The following is a 17752-nucleotide window of genomic DNA, read 5'->3' as shown; positions in this document are numbered from 1 at the left end:
ATGGAACTTCTCGTCGCATCCGCCATCGGCATCCTGACGGCCTCTGGCCTCTACCTCGTGCTGCGCTTGCGGAGCTTTCCTGTCATCATGGGCACATCGCTGCTGACCTATGCGGTGAACGTGTTTCTCTTTGCTTCGGGCCGTTTGACCGTGGGCGCGCCGCCGATCCTCACGGATGCCGCGCGCTATACCGATCCGCTGCCCCAAGCGCTGGTGCTGACCGCCATCGTGATTTCCTTTGGCATGACAGCCGTGGTGGTGATGATCGCGCTTGGCGCCTATCTGGGCAACAATGACGACCATGTCGACGACCCGCTGACCGATACCAAGGCGGAGGACCGCACATGACCCATTGGCTGATCCTGCCCATCGTGCTGCCCGCCTTTATCGCCCCCTTCATCGTGCTGGCGGCGCGCTATCACATCACCATTCAGCGGGTGCTATCGCTGTTTGGCGCTGTGGCCTTGATCCTTATTGGGCTTGGCTTGTCGCTTGAGGCGTCCAGCGGCGATGTCATTCTCTACCGTCTCAGCGATTGGGCCGCGCCCTTTGGCATTGTGCTAGTGGGCGACCGCCTGTCGACCCTGATGGTCACGCTGACGGCGGTGCTGGCGCTTTTCGTGCTGCTTTATGTCATCGGCTCCAAATGGGACGAACGCGGGCGGCATTTCCATGCGCTGTTCCAGTTCCAACTGATGGGCATCATGGGCGCTTTCCTGACGGGCGACCTTTTCAACCTCTTCGTCTTTTTCGAAGTGCTGCTGATCGCCTCCTACGGTTTGATGATTCATGCCGGCGGCACGCCACGGCTGCGGGCGGGGGTGCAATATGTGCTCTATAACCTCTTGGGCTCGACGCTGTTCCTCTTTGCGCTTGGCGCGATCTATGCCGAGACGGGGACGCTCAACATGGCCGATCTGGCGCAGCGGGTGGCCTTGATCGATGCAGGCGCGACCGTGGGCATCCGCACCGCAGCGGTGCTGCTCTTGATGGTCTTCGCGGTCAAAGCTGCCGTGGTGCCGCTGCACTTCTGGCTGCCGTCGAGCTATGCCGAAGCACCCGGCCCTGTGGCGGCGCTTTTCGCCATCATGACCAAGGTCGGCGCCTATGCAATCATCCGCGTCTATACGCTGATCTTCCCGCCCGAACTGGCAACCACGGCGGATTTGCACACCACATGGCTGCTCCCTGCCGCGCTGCTGTCGCTGGCGCTTGGCATGATCGGGGTGCTGGCGGCCAAGCAGTTGGACCGTATGGTGGCCTTCTCCGTCATCGGCTCCATGGGCATGGTGATGATCTCTATCGCGCTGTTCACGCCCGAGGGGATCGCGGCGGCGCTTTACTATATCGTGCATTCGACATTGGCTGCGGGCGCGCTGTTCCTGATCGCTGATCTGGCGCGGGCAGGGCGGGACAACCTTGATCTGACGGCACAGCCGCAGGTGGCGGGGGCCAAGCTGACCTCGGCCCTGTTCTTTGTCGCGGCCATCGCCATGGTCGGCGTGCCGCCGCTCTCGGGCTTTCTGGGTAAATTGCTGATCATGGATGCTGCTGCCGAGAATGATTACTGGGTCTGGATCTGGGCCGTGATCTTAGGCGCGAGCCTTCTGAGCCTCGTGGGCTTTGGCCGCGCGGGCAGCATGGTCTTTTGGAAGTCCCGCAGTGTCGCGCTGCAAGAGGGGGCCACCCCAGCCGAGGCGCCATCGGCGCTGAGCTATGTCGCGGTCGGAGGGCTGTTGGCCCTTCTGGTCGCGCATACGCTGCTGGCGGGCCCCGCCACACAATATGCCACGGCGATCTCAAATCAATTGTTCGGGCCGGAGCGTTATCTGACCACCGTGCTGGAGACCCCCGGCAAGCTGTCGGACGGCAAAGAGGAGGCCCATTGACATGATGCGACCGATCCGTTGGCTTTTGCCGCACCCGTTTCTGACCTTATTGCTCACCGTTGTGTGGATTCTGCTGCAAAACAAGTTCAGCGCAGGCATGCTGGTCTTTGGTCTGATCCTCGGGATCGTGATCCCGGTGTTGACCGCGCGTTGGTGGACCGACCGACCCCAAGGCATTCGCCCGCTGCGCATGATCGCCTATGTGGTCTTGGTCCTGTGGGATATCATCATCGCCAATATCCAAGTGGCGTGGATCATCCTGACCAAATCCAACGCCAGCATGTCGCCCGCGTGGGTTGTTGTGCCGCTGGACCTGAAAGAACCCGAAGCGATCACGATCCTTGCGGGCACCATCACCCTGACCCCCGGCACCGTTTCGGCGGATCTGTCGGACAACGGGCGCTACCTGCTGGTGCACGCGCTGGACGCCACCGACCCCGACGCCGTGCGCGATGAGATCAAAGACCGCTACGAACGCCGCTTGAAGGAGATTTTCGTATGACCCAAGCGACCGACCTTTTGACCCTTGCGCTCTACGGCGCGCTGACCCTCGTCGCCATCGCGCAGTTCATGGCGATGATCCGGCTGTGGATCGGCCCCGGCACCGGGGACCGCATTCTGGCGCTGGACACGATGTTCATCAACGCCATCGGCATCATCGTGCTTCTGGGCATCCTGCAGGGCACGCAGATCTATTTCGAGGCGGCGCTGATCATCGCCATGCTGGGTTTCGTCTCGACCGTGGCCTATGCTAGGTTCGTCTTGCGCGGAGATATCATCGAATGAGCCCCGACATTATCGCCACCTATTTTATCATCGTGCTGCTGGTGATCGGCAGTTTCTTCGTGCTTGTCGCCGGGATTGGCTTGCTCAAGCTGAACGACCCCATGACCCGCCTGCATGCGCCGACCAAGGCCGCGACGCTGGGGATCGGGGCCTATCTGCTGGCGGCGATGGTGAGTTCGTTTCTGTCCGGGACGGGGTCGCTGCATGAACTGCTGATCATGGCTTTCATCTTTGTCACGGCTCCGGTTTCGGCAAATTTCATGGCCAAGGCGAATATCCACCGGCGTGATTGCCTGCCGCATCCGCCGGAACTGCCGGATGGCGATACGTGGGCCACGCTCAACGTGCCGGAAGAAGACCGCGAGATCGAAGAGACTTCGCCCAACGCCTGAACCACGGCAGCAAGGGTCGGATTCATTTCAAACTGTTACGATGGTGGAAACCTTTTCCTGCCAGCATAGGTTAATGGGCGGCGCCGCCCAACCGAAGCTGACCGAAAGGAGCCCGCCATATGCGTTTGACCGCGATCCTCTTGATGTTGTTTCTGCCCCTCGCTGCAGCGGCCCAAGACCGTGTGGCGATGGTGATTGGCATCTCTGCCTATGAGGATGCCGCCCCGCTTGACGGGCCGCGTGCCGATGCCGCGATGCTGACCCAGACGTTAGAGGGGCAGGGGTTCGATGTTAACACGCTGATCGACACGGATAGCGCCACGTTCAAGCGAGAACTCTCTGATTTTGCCTTTCAGGCCGAAACGGCGGATATTGCCTTGGTCTACTACGCGGGCCGCCGCGTCGCCTCGGGCGGGCAGAGCTATCTGATCCCGGTCGACGCGCCCTTGGCCCCGGCCTCGGCGCTGCGGCAACAGGGGGTGGCGCTGCCCGCGCTGCTGCGCGCGGCGGGCAAGGCGCGACAGATACGGCTTGTCCTGCTTGATAACTGCCATGCGGCCCCCCGCCAGTCGACCGCGCCGCTGCCGCCGCCTGAGCCGCGCCTTGGCACGCTGGTCGTCACCTCCGGTGAGGTGGGCGCCTGTGACATGGGCGGTGAAAACGCAGGGCTTTTCGCGGCCACATTGGCCGAGGTTTTGACCGAGCCGGATGTCGAAGTCGGCGCCATGCTGGACGGATTTCGCGCGACGCTGCGCAGCCGCAGCGGCGGCAGCCTCTCCGCCCGGCGCTTTGGGCGGCTGACCCCGACGCCAGCTTTCATTGCAGTGACGGACAGCGCGGACGCGACCCCGCAGACCTGGGGGGATTTGAACCCTGCGCAAAGCCAGCGCTTGGCCGAATTGGCGCGGCAAGGGGACACCCGATCCCAACTTGGTCTCGCCGCCCTGCAAAGCGACCCTGACGATCCGCGCTATGACCCGCAAACCGCTGCGGCCCAACTGATGCGGGCAGTAGAAACCGGCTCTGCCGAGGCGCGGTATCAGCTTGCACAGCTTTACGAAGAAGGGCGCGGCGTCGCTCAGGATCAGGACCGCGCCATGACCCTTTATCGCGACGCCGCCGAGCGGGGCCATGCCGGCGCGCTGAACGATCTGGGGTTCATCCATCTACAGGGGGAATTGGGGCAGGAAACCGATTCCGATCTGGCGTTGGACTATTTCCGCCGCGCAGCCGATAGGCGACACCCAGCGGCGATGTTCAACTTTGCCGCGATGATCGACGATGGCAAAGTGCCCGGTCGCGGGGCGGCGGATGCGGCGCTCTATCTCTATCGCGCGCTGCGGGCGGGGGACGGCACGCTGCTGGGGCTGATGCAGGATGAGCCCAAACTTTTCAACAGCGAGACCCGCAAAGCCCTGCAACGCAAACTTTCGGATTTCGGATTTTACGACGGCGCGATTGACGGGCTTTACGGCGAGGGAACTCAAGCCGCGATCCGCGCGGCATTTGGCATGGTAGCCGCAAAGGGTCAGGGCGAAGCCCCTGAATCCGTTGAGGAAACACAAGGGGCCGACGCACCCGAAGCGCCCCCCTCAACGCCCGCCACGCCCGAGGCTGCGCCTGCTCAGACGCCCGCCGCCCCCGCTGAAGAGACCCCAAGGATTGACGCCGAACCCGAGCCGGGTGCGGACCAAAATGTCACCCCCGTTCTGCGCCCGAAACAGGCCGCGCGGGGGTGAGTTTTGAAACAAGTAGTATTGCATTTTGCCCTCCATTAAGTTGGCGAAATTAATCCGGTTGCAATATTGCGGCCGATGGCTTTTGATTGGCGCATCAGTCAATAAAAACTTCTCTGGGGAGAACACCAATGAAAAAACTGCTTATGACATCCGCTCTGGCGACGGTCGCCGCGTCCTCGCTGGCCGCTGCCGAATGCAACGAAGTCACCTTCTCTGACGTGGGCTGGACCGATATCACAGCGACAACCGCCGCCGCCTCTGTTGTGCTGGACGCGCTTGGCTATGATACCGAGACCAAGATCCTCGCCGTGCCGGTGACCTACACCTCCATGGCGTCGGGTGACATCGACGTGTTTCTGGGCAACTGGATGCCCACCATGGAAGGCGACATCGCGAAGTACCGCGAAGAGGGCAGCGTCGACACCGTGCGCGCCAACCTCGAAGGCGCGAAGTACACGCTGGCTGTGAACAAAGCCGCCGCCGACATGGGCATCAAGACCTTCGCTGACATCGCCGCCAACAAAGATGCGCTGGAAGGTGAAATCTATGGCATTGAGCCCGGCAATGATGGCAACCGTCTGATCCAGTCGATGATCGACGAGAATGCTTTTGATCTGGGCGAGTTTGAGGTCGTTGAATCCTCCGAGCAGGGGATGCTGGCTCAGGTGCAGCGCGCGACCCGCAAAGAAGAACCCGTTGTCTTCCTCGGTTGGGAACCGCACCCGATGAACGCCAACTTCGACCTGACCTATCTGGAAGGCGGCGATGACTACTTCGGCCCCGATTTGGGCGGTGCGACGGTCTATACCAACACCCGCGCCGGTTTTGTTGAGGAATGCCCGAACCTTGGTAAATTCCTGAACAATCTTGAGTTCACGCTTGAGATGGAGAATGAAATCATGGGCGCGATCCTTGATGACGGCGAAAAGCCGGAAGAGGCAGCCGCCGCTTGGATCAAAGCGAACTCCGACGTGCTCAGCACTTGGCTGGACGGTGTGACCACCGTCGACGGTGGCGACGCGATGGAAGCTGTCGCTTCGCTGAAGTGATCATCGCGATATGATGGAAAAGACCCGCCCCAGATCGATGGGGCGGGTCATTCTCTTGCGCAATTCTCCAAGCCTGAAGGACTGACATGGACTGGCTGACAGAAAACAAGATCCCCGTGGCCGATGTGGCCGAAGACGCGCTGGATTGGCTGCAAACGAACGGGGCGTGGTTCTTTGACGGGCTGTCGGACCTGATGGAACGGCTGATCGACGCGATCCTCTGGGTGCTGCAAACCCCGCATCCGCTGATCCTCATCGCCGTCTTCGCCGCGATCACATGGGGCATTCAGCGCAATTGGAAGACCGTGGCCTTTGTTGTGCTGGGCTTCCTGTTTATTCTTAACCAAGACTACTGGGAAGAGACGATGGAGAGCCTGACGCTCGTGCTCTCGGCCTGTGTGGTCTGTATGGGCGTCGGCGTGCCGATTGGCATCGCCGTGGCGCATCGGCCCCGGCTTTATGCATGGGTGGCCCCGGTCTTGGACCTGATGCAGACGCTGCCGACTTTCGTCTATCTGATCCCTGCGATCGTCTTTTTCGGCATCGGCATGGTGCCGGGGCTGATCGCCACGGTGATTTTCGTGCTGCCCGCGCCGATCCGGTTGACGCAACTGGGCATCTCCTCGACCCCCAAGGCGCTTTTGGAGGCCGCGCAGGCCTTTGGTGCCAAACCGCGCCAGACCCTTTGGAAGATCGAACTGCCCTATGCGCTGCCGCAGATCATGACGGGTTTGAACCAGACAATCATGTTGTCGCTGTCGATGGTGGTGATTGCCGCACTGGTGGGCGCAGATGGCTTAGGTGTGCCGGTGGTGCGTGCCTTGAACCAAGTGAACACAGGCTTGGGATTTGAATCCGGGTTGGTGATCGTCGTTGTGGCGATCATGCTCGACCGTATCCTGCGGGTGGGACGGAAATGAGTAAAGCAGTAGAATTCGATAACGTATCCATCGTCTTTGGCGACAAGCCGGAGAAGGCTCTGCCGCTGATGGACGAGGGCCAAAGCCGCGCCGAGATTGAATCGGCGACGGGGCAGGTGTTGGGCGTGCATGACTGCTCGCTCACTGTTGAGAATGGCGAAATCCTCGTGCTGATGGGGCTTTCGGGCTCGGGCAAATCGACGCTTCTGCGTGCGGTGAATGGGCTCAACCCAATGGTGCGCGGCACGGTGCATGTGCATGCCGAAGGCTGGTCTTGTGACATTCATGGCAGCAACGCGGCTGAACTGCGCCGGGTGCGCCGCGAGGGGGTTTCCATGGTGTTTCAGCAGTTCGGCCTGCTGCCATGGCGCACGGTGCGCGACAATGTGGCGCTTGGGTTGGAACTGTCGAATGTCCCCAAGGCCGAGCGGCTAGAGCGGGCCGAGCGGCAGTTGAAACTGGTGAGCCTCAGCGATTGGGCCGATCGCAAGGTGGGCGAGCTTTCGGGCGGGATGCAGCAGCGTGTGGGGCTTGCCCGCGCCTTTGCTACCGAGGCGCCGATCTTGCTGATGGATGAGCCATTCTCAGCGCTCGACCCGCTGATCCGCACGCGGCTGCAGGACGAACTGCTGGACCTGCAGCGCGAGTTGAATCGTACGATCATCTTCGTGAGCCATGACCTTGACGAAGCCTTCAAGCTGGGCGGGCGCATCGCCATTATGGAAGGCGGTCGCATCGTGCAGATCGGCACTCCGCGCGAGATTTTCTCGAACCCTGCATCGGACTATGTGGCGGAGTTCGTGGCCAATATGAACCCGCTTGAGGTTCTGACGGCGCGCGACGTGATGGGCGCGGATGACGGTGCTGCCACCCAAGGCGAAACCACATCCGAGACCCCGGTGCGCGAATTGATGGACCGTCTGCGTGGGGCCGATGCCGCGATTGCCGTTATGGAAGACGGCACGCAGATTGGGACAGTCACGGCGCATAGCATCGTGGACCGGCTCAAGGCCTAGGCCGAGGTCTGACAAAACGCAAAAGGCGCCGCCCGGCTTGGCTGGGCGGCGTCTTTTTCTATTGAAAGCGGTGGTTATATGGCTGCTGCGGTGCCCAAGGTCTTTAGGATCGGACAGTCGGGTCGATCATCCCCGGCGCAGTCGCGGACCAGCGTGCTCAGCGTGTCGCGCATTTCTTGCAGGCCGCTGATCTTGGCCTCGATCTGCGCCAGATGCTCTTTGGCGATGGCCCGCACGTCGGCACTGGCGCGGTTTTTGTCCTCCCAGAGGGCCAGCAGGTTGCGGCAATCCTCAATGCTGAACCCCAGCGTTCTGGCGCGGCCCAGAAAGGCGAGCTTGTGCATCTCGCTTTCGCGAAAGGCGCGGTAGCCGTTGGCGTCCCGCAGCGGTTTGACCAGCCCGATATCCTCGTAATAGCGGATGGTTTTCGGCGGCAGGCCCGTATGTTGTGAGACTTCTCCAATGTTCATAATGCGCTCCTATTCTGCGGCCACGGGGGCGGTGGCCCGGGGGCCGTGTGAGGGGGTGGCGTTTTCGGCCAAGGGGGCGGCAATCCAGCGCAGGCGCAGCGCGTTGCTGAGGACGAATACGCTCGACAATGCCATCGCCCCGGCGGCCAGAGCGGGCGACAAGAGCCAGCCGGTGAGCGGATAGAACGCACCCGCGGCGACCGGGATCAGCAGCACGTTGTAGCCAAAGGCCCAAAAGAGGTTCTGCCGGATATTCGCCATGCTGCGCTGGCTCACGTCGATGGCGTTGACCACGCCGCGCAGGTCCCCGGACATCAGCACCACGTCTGCGGCTTCGATCGCTACATCGGTGCCGGTGCCGATGGCGAGCCCCACATCGGCCTGCGCAAGCGCGGGGGCGTCATTGATGCCGTCGCCCACGAAAGCGATGCGGTTGTCGCCTTCCCTGAGATTGTCGATGGCGGCCACTTTGCCGTCTGGCAGCACTTCGGCGATGACCCAATCGATGCCCAGTTGCGCCGCGATGGCGTCTGCCGTGACCCGGTTGTCGCCAGTGATCATCGCCACATCGAGATTGAGGTCATGCAGCCGCGCGATGGCCTCGGGCGTGCCGGGTTTGATCGGGTCGGCCACGGCGATCACCGCCGCCAGCTGACCGTCTAGCGCGGCGTAGAGCGGGGTTTTCCCGGCCTTTGCCAATTCCGCCGCGATCTGCCCGGTGTCGCCCAAATCGATCCCGTCGCGGGTCATAAGGCGGTCCGCACCCAAGGTAACCTTGCGGCCCATGACCGTCGCGCTGACGCCAAAACCAGTGTGGGATTGGAAGTCGCTGACCTCACCGGGCACAGGGCCCGCAGCTTCTGCCCGCCGCAGGATGGCTTGAGCGATGGGATGTTCCGAGCGCGCCTCGACCGCGCCGATCAGGGGCAGCAATTCATCCTCGGGCAGGTCGTTCATCATCACCAGATCGGTCAGTTCTGGCGCGCCCTTGGTCAGCGTGCCGGTCTTGTCCAAAGCGACCGTCTTGACGCTTTGCAGGCTTTGCAAAGCATCGCCCTGCCGGAAGAGCACGCCCAGTTGCGCCGCGCGCCCGGTGCCGACCATGATCGAGGTCGGCGTGGCCAGACCCATGGCGCAGGGGCAGGCGATGATCAGTACCGCTACCGCCGCCACCAAAGCGTGGCTGAGGGAGGGGCCGAAGGCCAACCAGACGCCAAAGGTGACCAATGCCACAACGATCACCACCGGGACGAACCACAGGGTGATGCGGTTGACCAAGTCCTGAATGGGCAGCTTTGCGCCTTGGGCCTCTTCAACCATGCGGATGATCTGCGCCAATACAGTGTCACCGCCCACTTTGGTGGCGCGGTAGGTCAAGCTGCCGGTGCCGTTGACCGTGCCGCCGACAACCTCCGTTCCTTTGGCCTTTTCCACCGGCACAGGCTCGCCGGTGATCATGCTTTCGTCGACATAGGATTGCCCGTCGACGACGACGCCGTCGGTGGCGATCTTCTCGCCCGGGCGGAGGTAGATGATATCGCCCGCGACGATCTTGTCCAACGGCAACTCAACGACTGTGCCATCCCGCTCGACCCTTGCGCTGCTGGCGCGCAGACCCATAAGCTTGGTAATCGCGGCCCCGGTTTGCCCCTTGGCGCGTGCCTCAAGGTAGCGGCCCAGCAAGATCAGCGTCACGATCACGGCAGCTGCTTCGAAATAGACCACGCGGCTGCCCTCGGGCAGGGTCCCCGGCGCAAAGAGCGCGGTGACCGAAAAGAGCCATGCCGCCCCCGATCCAAGCGCCACGAGAGAGTTCATATCAGGCGCGCCTTTCGCCAAAGCGCGAAGCCCCTTGCTATAGAAATGCCGCCCCGGCCACGCCAGCACGAGGGTGGTGAGGATGAACTGAATGAACCAGCTTGTCTCCCTCCCGATGGTGGCCGCGATCCAATGGTGGAATGCAGGGATCAGGTGGCCGCCCATCTCCAGCACGAAGACCGGAAGGGTGAGCGCCGCCGCCAACAGGGTCATCCGTTTGAGCTGAGAGGCTTCCGCCTCTTTGCGCGCTGTCGCATCAGGGCTGCCTGCCGCGGAGGCATCGACACTCGCAGGATAGCCAGCCTGCGCCGCCGCATCGCGCAGGGCAGGCAACAGATCGGCATCCTCCAAGCTCTCGACCGTCGCCTCTTCGCTGGCAAGGTTCACCGAGGCCGAGATCACCCCCGGCACCGCAAGCAGCGCCCGTTCGACACGGCCCACGCAGGAGGCGCAGCTCATGTTCGACAGTCGCAACCTATGGGTGGTCTTGCGCGCCGGGTAGCCCGCCTGCGTCAAGGCGGCGTCGAGTTTTGCCGCGTCAAAACCCGGTTCTGTCGTCACCCGCACGTTCTCCGCGGCAAGGTTCACCCGCGCATCGTGCAGTCCCTCCAGCGCGTTCAGCGCTTTTTCCACACGGGCCACGCAGGACGCGCAACTCATGTTTTGCACGCCAAAAGTGAATGTATCTGCTTTGCGCATTTCATGCCCTCTATCCGTCATATGCCGAATATGGGGCTTCCAGTTGCTGGAGGGTCAAGGGGGCATTTTGAAAAATTGAGCAGGGGGCCGAGGGAAAGGCGAATCACGGTTAACAGCAGGCCGAAGCACGGCACGGGCTGGGCCATTTTCGGGAGCGGCAAAGGCGTAGCGGTATATGCGAAGGTCGTATCAGTGCCTAGTCTTCTGCCACCTGTATGACCAAAAGCATATCTTAATACCTTTCTGCGTAAGTCCTCCCAACCCACTTCGTCGCTAAGCTGTTTTAAAGGTTCATTGCTAGGCTGCTTGATAAGATTGTGAGCAAAGATATGCATTTCTATTTTCATTTTCTCGGCTTGTTCGTGGCGCAGGGTCTGCGCTCTCTCTCCGGTTTGGTCAGTCGGGGGACGGGGCTGCGGTTGATCTCAAAGGCGCTCTGGTCCCTGCTTCCGTTCGCTCTGCTGACCAAGGTCGCCGTAGCCCAGCAGTTGATCCTAAATCCCGTCGCCGCCCCCACTGTGGTCGGGGCGGGCATTGGTGAGCGGGCCTTGTGGCGCAACGCGGGCACGGTTGGCGGGGTGACGGTCGATATTGTCGGTGAGATGGTCTTTACGGGTCGGGACCATGTTTTCGCCACTGGCAATGGGCAGATCCAGATCACCTCAACCGGACAAGACCCTCATTTCATGGATTTCTCCCTCTATGAGGCAGGCACCCATAACATCTCGACCAACACCGGCGGCGTGCCGGTGGTGGCGGATGTGTTCTTTCAGATTAATGACATTGATGGGCCGCTGAACGAGCAGGTCTATGTGAATATTTGCGACGGGACGGTCGAATATGTTCGGGTCGACCGCAGTGCGACCACCTATCGCGGCTATATCGAAGGGCCGGATGCGAACCTCGGGACAGAGGTGTTCTATCTCGCTGGGGACCGCAATTATAGCAACCAGCCGGTATCGGGTTTGGAAATTTTCTACCCGCAGACCTCGACCTTTCGCTTTGGCCGGACTGCCAACAATGGCTTCCTCGTCCGGCTTGCCAATCCAACCTATGACGAAGCGCAGACCTATGACCTGAAATGTGGTGACTTCAAAGCCCCGGTTCTGCAGGACGACATAAAAGAGCAGGTGCTGAGCGAGCCTGTGGTGGTGAACATCCTGTTCAATGACAGCGTCGCGACCGAAAACAACAATGCGCCCGCCAACAATTCCGGGCAGCCCAGCGAATATTCCAAACAGGCCATCGATCTGATCCCGCCCACCGGGGCGCAGAATGTCGTGACCGATTCCGAAGGCCATCGGGTGGGTTTCGATGTGTTGGGAGAGGGCACGTGGAGCTATGACGATCTGACCGGAGAGTTGACCTTTACCCCCTTCGTGGCCTTTTTCGCCGCGCCGACGCCGATTGGCTACCGCTATCAATCGCCCATCATCCTGCCCAATGAGCCGCGGGCCTATTCCGCTCCGGCGCAGGTCTCGATCGATGTGGGGTCTGTCGGTCTGCTGAAACTCGCGCAATTGGTCGATACGAACCTGAACGGCTATGCCGATCCGGGAGAGACGATCGCTTATGTCTTTACGGCTGAGAACTTTGGCAATGTCGATCTGACCAATGTGCAGCTTGCCGAAACGCAGTTCAGTGGAAAAGGCGTGCCGCCCGTGATCACCTTTCAGGCCGCGACATCGTTGTCGCCCGAAGGCACGCTCTTGGTTGGGGAAAAGGCCGTCTATACGGCGACCTACACCTTGGTGCCCGAAGATTTGGACACCACGATCAGCAACCAAGCGGAGGTCACCGCCGAGACGCCGGGCGGGACGGTTGTCTCGGACCTGTCGGATTCCGAAAATCCCGGCGACGGGGATGGTGTCGCGTCCAACGGGCCGGGCGAGGGGCGCGATGACCCCACGACGATCTATGCAGGCTCCGGCCCCGACCGGGGCGATGCGCCGGTCACCTATGGCGATCCGCAGCACGCGGATACCGCGCAATACTGGATCGGCGCGCTCAACGGTGATGGCGACGGGTCGGCACAGCATTCCGTCGATGGCACCGGCGATGACCTCGACGGCAAGGATGACGAGGACGAAGAGAGCTTTCCCCAGCTCTACGGCGATCTGACCCGCACCGTAACCGTGGTGGTGAACGAGCCGACGCCTGGCACCGGATATTTGCAGGCCTTTGTCGATTTCGGCGGCGATGGCCTCTTTCTTGGCGATCAGGTCGCGACCGACATCCAAGACGGCGGGGCGCAGGATCTCGATGGGATGGTGAATGGTGAGATTTCATTCCCCGTCAGCGTGCCGGTCACGGCGGTGCTGACCCCGACTTTCGTCCGGCTGCGCTGGTCCTCGACGCCTGGGCTGGACGCGATCACCCCCGCCCCCGATGGAGAAGTCGAAGACTATGGCATCACCATCAGAACACCGCCCGACGCCGACCGCGGCGATGCCCCTGCCAGCTATGGCGATCCGCAGCATATCATCGAAGGTCCCGGCGCGCCGGAGGTCTATCTGGGCAGCACAGCGCCCGATATCGATCTTTTGGCGCAGAACTCCATCGGGGCCACGGGCGACGATACCGATGGGTCGGATGACGAAGACGGGGTGACCTTGCCACAGTTCTATCGCGGCGGGTTGGCCGAGATCACAGTGGCGGTCAGCGATCTGGCCGGAGCGCCGGGGTCTTCTTATCTTCAAGCCTTCATCGATTTTGATGGCGACGGCACCTTTAACCAAGCCGGAGAGCAGGTCGCGCTGAACCTGCAAGACGGCGGCCTGCTGGATAAGGATGGTCTGACCAATGGGGCAATCCTTTTCGAAGTGGCGGTGCCCGCAGGGGCGACCATATTGCCCACCTACGCCCGCTTTCGCTGGTCGACGGACAGCACCGGCCTTGCCACTGTTTTCGAAGGGGAGGTGGAAGACTACACGCTGACCATCTCCAGCGATCCGCCGCCGCTGGTCTGCGATGCCTCGCTCTATGCCATCGTCGACAGCCCTTCTACACTGGTGCGTATGACGTTCCGCGATAGCGGCGGCAGCTATGCCGCAACGGTTGAGGCTTCTGGCAGCACCGGGCAGAACCGCGATGGCGCTTGGGGCTACAATGCGCTGGATGGCTATATCTATGGCGTGGATCAGAACACCCGCAGGCTTTACCGGATTGATGGGGCTGGCGACATTACGGATTTCGGCAACATCCCTGGCGCGGACGATGCGCTGAACGCCGGAGATATTCTGCCCAATGGGCGGCTGATCTACGAAGTTGACGCGAATACGTGGCAGATCGTCGATCTGACCAATCCTGCCGCACCGATTGTATTGGGTGACATCGCACTTACCATCGGCGTCAATCCGGAAGACCTTGCCTTTAATCCCGTTGATGGCATCATGTATGGGATCGACAGGAACTCAGGCTTTTTGTTCCGCGCGGCGGTCAACAACGGCACACCGGGCAGCGTGACACCGCAAGCGATTGGTCCCGCCGTCTATGCGGGCATGTTCGATGCGCTGTGGTTTGACCGCGATGGCAGGCTCTATGGCTATTCCAACACCACCAACAATCTTTTCGTGATTTCGACGGCGACGGGTGTGCCGCAGCTGGTTTCCGGCATTCCCTTTGACGAAGGCGGGCGCAGTGATGGCATCTCTTGCCGGGGGCCAGCACCGATCCCGCTGGGGGGCATTTCGGGCAACATCTATGAGGACGCGGATGCATCGGACGTGAAGGACAATGGGGAGACCAATTTCGGGGCGGGCGTGGGCATCTCGGTCTTTGCCGACAATGGCACTCCGGCCAATACCGCTGATGATATTTTTCTTGTCACGACGGATACATTGGCCGATGGCACCTATGCAGTGGGGGACTTGATGGTGAACACGACCTACCGCGTCGCGCTGGATGAGGCGGACCCTGATCTGCCCTCGGGGCTGACCATCGGCACCTCCAACCCGCTGATTGGCGTCCCGGTTTCCGGCAATAGCGTGACGAGTGACCAAGACTTCGGGTTCGATCCGGCGGGCAGTGACCTTGAACTCAGCAAAATCGCCGCCGCGACCGGGACGACAACACCGATCACAAATGTCTCGGAAGGGGACACGATCGATTGGATCATCACGATCACCAATGTCAGCGGCGGCTCGCCCTCTGGCGTCAAGGTGATCGACCAAATACCAAGCGGTTTTGCCTATGTCTCGGACGATGCGCCCGCGACCGGCGATACCTATGACCCCGACACCGGATTGTGGTTCGTGGATGAACTGCTCAGCGGAGAGAGCGAGACCCTGACCATCACCACCACGGTGCTTGGCAGCGGTGATTTCACCAACCAGGCCGAGATCATCTATAGCTCGCTGCCCGATCCCGACAGCGATCCCAATACAGGGCCGTTGACCGATGACCTGTTCGACCAGCTGCCCGATGACGACGAAGCGTCCTATTCCGTGAACCTTGTGACAGGTGAGCGGATCCTGACGGGCCGTGTCTTCATCGACAATGGGGCAGGCGGCGGCACCGCGCATGACGCGCTGCGCAATGGCAGCGAAGAGGGGGCGTCTTCGGCGGTGCTTGAGATCCTCGACAGTGGCGGCGCGGTGCTGGCCACCCCCGGGCTGGCGACGGATGGCACGTGGAGCTATGGGCTCTCCGGCGCCTATAGCGGTTCGATCACGATCCGTGCGATCCCGGCCAATAACTACCGCGCGATTTCCGAAGCCGCGGCAGGTCTGCCCGACTTGGTGAACGCCAACCCCCATGACGGTGAATTTACCTTCACCCCTGAGGCTTTCGGCAATCGCATGGGACTGGATATCGGCCTTTTGCAACTGCCCAGCCTGACCAACGACCAAACCACGACGGTCGCTCAGGGGCAGGTCGCGACCCTGCCGCATATCTATACCGCAACCTCCGAAGGGCAGGTGACCTTTTCCTACGCCGGTGCCACCTCTACCCCGACCGGCGCGTTCAGCGCGGCACTTTTTCAAGACATCGGCTGTGACGACAGTGTCGATGGGCCGATCACCGGTCCCATCGCGGTCACGACGGGGCAAACCGTCTGTATCGTCTCGCGGGTTTCTGCCGGGTCCGGCGCTGGGCAGGGGAGTACCTATGTCTATCAAGTGCTGGCGGCCACGGCCTTTGCGCGCACCACGGTGACCAGCTCGGCAAGCAACACCGACGAAGTCTCGGTCGGGGGGCAATCGACCCAGATCGAGCTGCGCAAAACGGTGGAGAATGAGACCCAAGGCACCGGTGAAGGGACCATCAACCTTGGCGGAGTGAATGATATCCTGCTTTACCGAATATACCTACGCAACAATGCGACCACGCAGGCATCGAACGTCAAGATTTACGACATGACCCCACCCTATACGGAACTGTCGGAACCCATCGTCGATCCGCAACAGGTCTCACCCAACCTCAGTTGTGATTTGGTGCGGCCAGCAAGCAACCTGGCTGGCTATGCCGGGGCAATCGAGTGGAACTGCGCCGGACAGATGTTGCCGGGTGAGACCGGGGCGGTGCAGTTCAGGGTTGGCATTCAATAGGCCGCGGGCCCAGCGGTAAGGCTCATGCCGGGGCACCACGATGCCCCGGCGTTTCGGCCTTTTTCTCGCCCGGCCTTTCCTCGCACGGCTTTTCCGCTCGGCTTTTCCCTCCGGGACCTTACTTCGCTCGGGCCTTAATCCGCGTCGCGCGCCAACCGCAGACCCATCATCTGCCAACGTTGATGCGGATAGAAAAACGTTCGGTAGCTCGGGCGCAACTGTTGCTTTGGCGTGGCGCAAGACCCGCCGCGCAACACGCGCTGGTTGACCATGAACTTGCCATTGTATTCGCCCAAGGCACCCTCAGGCGGGCGGAAACCGGGGTAGGGGGCAAAATCAGAGGCAGTCCACTCCCAGACATCGCCCCAAATGCCATTGCCGGGCAGGGGGCGTAGGGCGCCGATGGCATCGGCATCGCCCATCAGATTGCCGTTGATCGGCACATCGCGAAAGGCAACTTCATGTTCGGCTTCGGTGGGCAGACGGCCCCCGGCCCAACGGGCAAAGGCTTCGGCCTCATAATAGCTGACGTGGACCACCGGCGCATCAAGCGCGACGGGCTGCGGCCCGCGCAAGGAAAAGGTCCACCACGTGCCATCCTGCTGCCACCAGTAGAGCGGATGCGTCCATGCTTCGCGCTGCGCCACGGCATAACCTTCCATCAGCCACAGCCGCGCGTCGCTGTACCCGCCGTCCTCCATAAAAGCGATCCATTCGCGGTTGGTCACCGGACGGTCGGCAATCTCAAAGGGATCAAGCCAGACCCTGTGGCGCGGTCCTTCGCAATCATAGGCAAAGCCGCCCCCCTCATGGCCAATCTCAACAAGACCGCCCCTGTGGCGGCTGAAATTGAGTGGCATTTCGTCGGTGACCGCCAGCGGCTCGGGGTCTTTGTAGGTGGGCAGCAAAGGGTTAAAACTAAGCCCGTGGAGCAGGTCGGTGATCAACAGCTCTTGGTGCTGCATCTCATGGTGGCAGCCCAGTTCAACCAGTTGAGCGATCTCATCGGCATCGTCGCGGCTGGCGTTCATCAGATCGTTCAGGCTGTTCTCCACATGATCGCGATAGGCCCGCACCGCAGCGCCATCGGGGCGCGAGACCAATCCGCGTTTGTCACGCGCATGACGCGGTCCGGCCTGCACATAGTAGGAGTTGAACAGCACCGCAAAACGGTCATCGGGCGAGCGATAGTCTGCAACCCGAGGTTTGATGATGAACTCTTCAAAGAACCACGTCGTATGGGCCAGATGCCATTTCACCGGAGAGGCATCCTCCATGCTTTGCAGCATCATGTCTTCGGGACAAAGCGGCGCTGCCAAAGCCTGCGTCCGGCTGCGGGTGGTGGTGAAAAGGCTCAAGGCCTCATCAGGGGACATCGGCTGGGGTTTGGCGTTCATTTCGGGCGCTCCTTTGGTGGTCCGCAGA

General features: G+C 61.5%; 13 protein-coding genes. 10 read left to right on the top strand and 3 right to left on the bottom strand.

Annotation, left to right across the window (positions count from 1 at the left end):
- The 9 genes from O4H31_RS11605 to choV all read left to right on the top strand — a co-directional run bounded on the left by O4H31_RS11605 (position 1) and on the right by choV (position 7791).
- On the top strand, positions 1 to 348 hold the full coding sequence (locus O4H31_RS11605) for a Na+/H+ antiporter subunit C (protein ID WP_120350813.1): 348 nt from the start codon (positions 1 to 3) through the stop codon (positions 346 to 348).
- Positions 345 to 1889, top strand: a complete 1545-nt coding sequence (locus O4H31_RS11600) for a monovalent cation/H+ antiporter subunit D (RefSeq protein ID WP_269345928.1) — start codon at positions 345 to 347, stop codon at positions 1887 to 1889. Before O4H31_RS11605 ends, O4H31_RS11600 begins: the two co-directional genes overlap by 4 nt.
- Before the next feature lies 1 nt (position 1890).
- Entirely contained in the window at positions 1891 to 2391 is a 501-nt protein-coding gene (locus O4H31_RS11595) for a Na+/H+ antiporter subunit E (RefSeq protein WP_269345926.1), read from the top strand.
- Positions 2388 to 2675, top strand: a complete 288-nt coding sequence (locus O4H31_RS11590; protein WP_067630872.1) for a K+/H+ antiporter subunit F — start codon at positions 2388 to 2390, stop codon at positions 2673 to 2675. The genes O4H31_RS11595 and O4H31_RS11590 overlap by 4 nt, the downstream gene beginning before the upstream one ends.
- Complete coding sequence (gene mnhG, locus O4H31_RS11585; RefSeq protein WP_067630875.1) at positions 2672 to 3067, top strand: monovalent cation/H(+) antiporter subunit G; 396 nt, start codon at positions 2672 to 2674, stop codon at positions 3065 to 3067. The genes O4H31_RS11590 and mnhG overlap by 4 nt, the downstream gene beginning before the upstream one ends.
- Positions 3068 to 3186: 119 nt before the next feature.
- Complete coding sequence (locus O4H31_RS11580) at positions 3187 to 4806, top strand: caspase family protein (protein ID WP_269345922.1); 1620 nt, start codon at positions 3187 to 3189, stop codon at positions 4804 to 4806.
- A 128-nt stretch (positions 4807 to 4934) separates the two neighbouring features.
- Positions 4935 to 5855, top strand: coding sequence for a choline ABC transporter substrate-binding protein (locus O4H31_RS11575; RefSeq protein WP_067940152.1), 921 nt, complete (start codon positions 4935 to 4937; stop codon positions 5853 to 5855).
- Positions 5856 to 5941: 86 nt separating this feature from the next.
- The gene (gene choW / locus O4H31_RS11570) at positions 5942 to 6775 is read left to right on the top strand and encodes a choline ABC transporter permease subunit (protein ID WP_067626912.1); all 834 of its coding nucleotides are present in this window, start codon (positions 5942 to 5944) and stop codon (positions 6773 to 6775) included.
- Positions 6772 to 7791 (top strand): choline ABC transporter ATP-binding protein, encoded by a 1020-nt coding sequence (gene choV, locus O4H31_RS11565; RefSeq protein WP_269345920.1) that lies wholly within the window; start codon positions 6772 to 6774, stop codon positions 7789 to 7791. The genes choW and choV overlap by 4 nt, the downstream gene beginning before the upstream one ends.
- Before the next feature lie 74 nt (positions 7792 to 7865).
- Here the strand turns inward: choV and cueR are convergent, their stop codons facing one another.
- Both cueR and O4H31_RS11555 read right to left on the bottom strand, forming a co-directional pair.
- A complete protein-coding gene (cueR, locus tag O4H31_RS11560) occupies positions 7866 to 8261 on the bottom strand; it encodes a Cu(I)-responsive transcriptional regulator (protein WP_269345919.1) in 396 nt (131 codons plus the stop codon).
- Between the two features lie 9 nt (positions 8262 to 8270).
- Positions 8271 to 10778, bottom strand: a complete 2508-nt coding sequence (locus tag O4H31_RS11555; protein ID WP_269345918.1) for a heavy metal translocating P-type ATPase — start codon at positions 10776 to 10778, stop codon at positions 8271 to 8273.
- A 329-nt stretch (positions 10779 to 11107) separates the two neighbouring features.
- On the opposite strand from O4H31_RS11555, the gene O4H31_RS11550 reads away from it, so the two are divergent.
- Positions 11108 to 16327 carry a DUF11 domain-containing protein gene (locus O4H31_RS11550; RefSeq protein ID WP_269345916.1) on the top strand — a complete coding sequence of 1740 codons (5220 nt, stop codon included), beginning with the start codon at positions 11108 to 11110 and terminating at the stop codon, positions 16325 to 16327.
- 134 nt (positions 16328 to 16461) lie between these two features.
- On the opposite strand, the gene egtB is transcribed toward O4H31_RS11550, so the two are convergent.
- Complete coding sequence (gene egtB, locus O4H31_RS11545) at positions 16462 to 17724, bottom strand: ergothioneine biosynthesis protein EgtB (RefSeq protein ID WP_269345914.1); 1263 nt, start codon at positions 17722 to 17724, stop codon at positions 16462 to 16464.
- Positions 17725 to 17752: the final 28 nt, after the last annotated feature.

The organism is Sulfitobacter dubius, assembly GCF_027214245.1.
GTDB lineage: Bacteria > Pseudomonadota > Alphaproteobacteria > Rhodobacterales > Rhodobacteraceae > Sulfitobacter > Sulfitobacter dubius_A.
Note: the sequence above shows the minus strand (reverse complement) of the source record. Positions and strands in the feature narration are given on the sequence as shown.

Bases quoted from the DNA above. Each gene is read 5' to 3' on its own strand.
- O4H31_RS11605 (WP_120350813.1), top strand. From the start codon at position 1: ATGGAACTTCTCGTCGCATCCGCCATCGGCATCCTGACGGCCTCTGGC.
- O4H31_RS11600 (WP_269345928.1), top strand. From the start codon at position 345: ATGACCCATTGGCTGATCCTGCCCATCGTGCTGCCCGCCTTTATCGCC.
- O4H31_RS11595 (WP_269345926.1), top strand. From the start codon at position 1,891: ATGATGCGACCGATCCGTTGGCTTTTGCCGCACCCGTTTCTGACCTTA.
- O4H31_RS11590 (WP_067630872.1), top strand. From the start codon at position 2,388: ATGACCCAAGCGACCGACCTTTTGACCCTTGCGCTCTACGGCGCGCTG.
- mnhG (WP_067630875.1), top strand. From the start codon at position 2,672: ATGAGCCCCGACATTATCGCCACCTATTTTATCATCGTGCTGCTGGTG.
- O4H31_RS11580 (WP_269345922.1), top strand. From the start codon at position 3,187: ATGCGTTTGACCGCGATCCTCTTGATGTTGTTTCTGCCCCTCGCTGCA.
- O4H31_RS11575 (WP_067940152.1), top strand. From the start codon at position 4,935: ATGAAAAAACTGCTTATGACATCCGCTCTGGCGACGGTCGCCGCGTCC.
- choW (WP_067626912.1), top strand. From the start codon at position 5,942: ATGGACTGGCTGACAGAAAACAAGATCCCCGTGGCCGATGTGGCCGAA.
- choV (WP_269345920.1), top strand. From the start codon at position 6,772: ATGAGTAAAGCAGTAGAATTCGATAACGTATCCATCGTCTTTGGCGAC.
- cueR (WP_269345919.1), bottom strand. From the start codon at position 8,261: ATGAACATTGGAGAAGTCTCACAACATACGGGCCTGCCGCCGAAAACC.
- O4H31_RS11555 (WP_269345918.1), bottom strand. From the start codon at position 10,778: ATGCGCAAAGCAGATACATTCACTTTTGGCGTGCAAAACATGAGTTGC.
- O4H31_RS11550 (WP_269345916.1), top strand. From the start codon at position 11,108: ATGCATTTCTATTTTCATTTTCTCGGCTTGTTCGTGGCGCAGGGTCTG.
- egtB (WP_269345914.1), bottom strand. From the start codon at position 17,724: ATGAACGCCAAACCCCAGCCGATGTCCCCTGATGAGGCCTTGAGCCTT.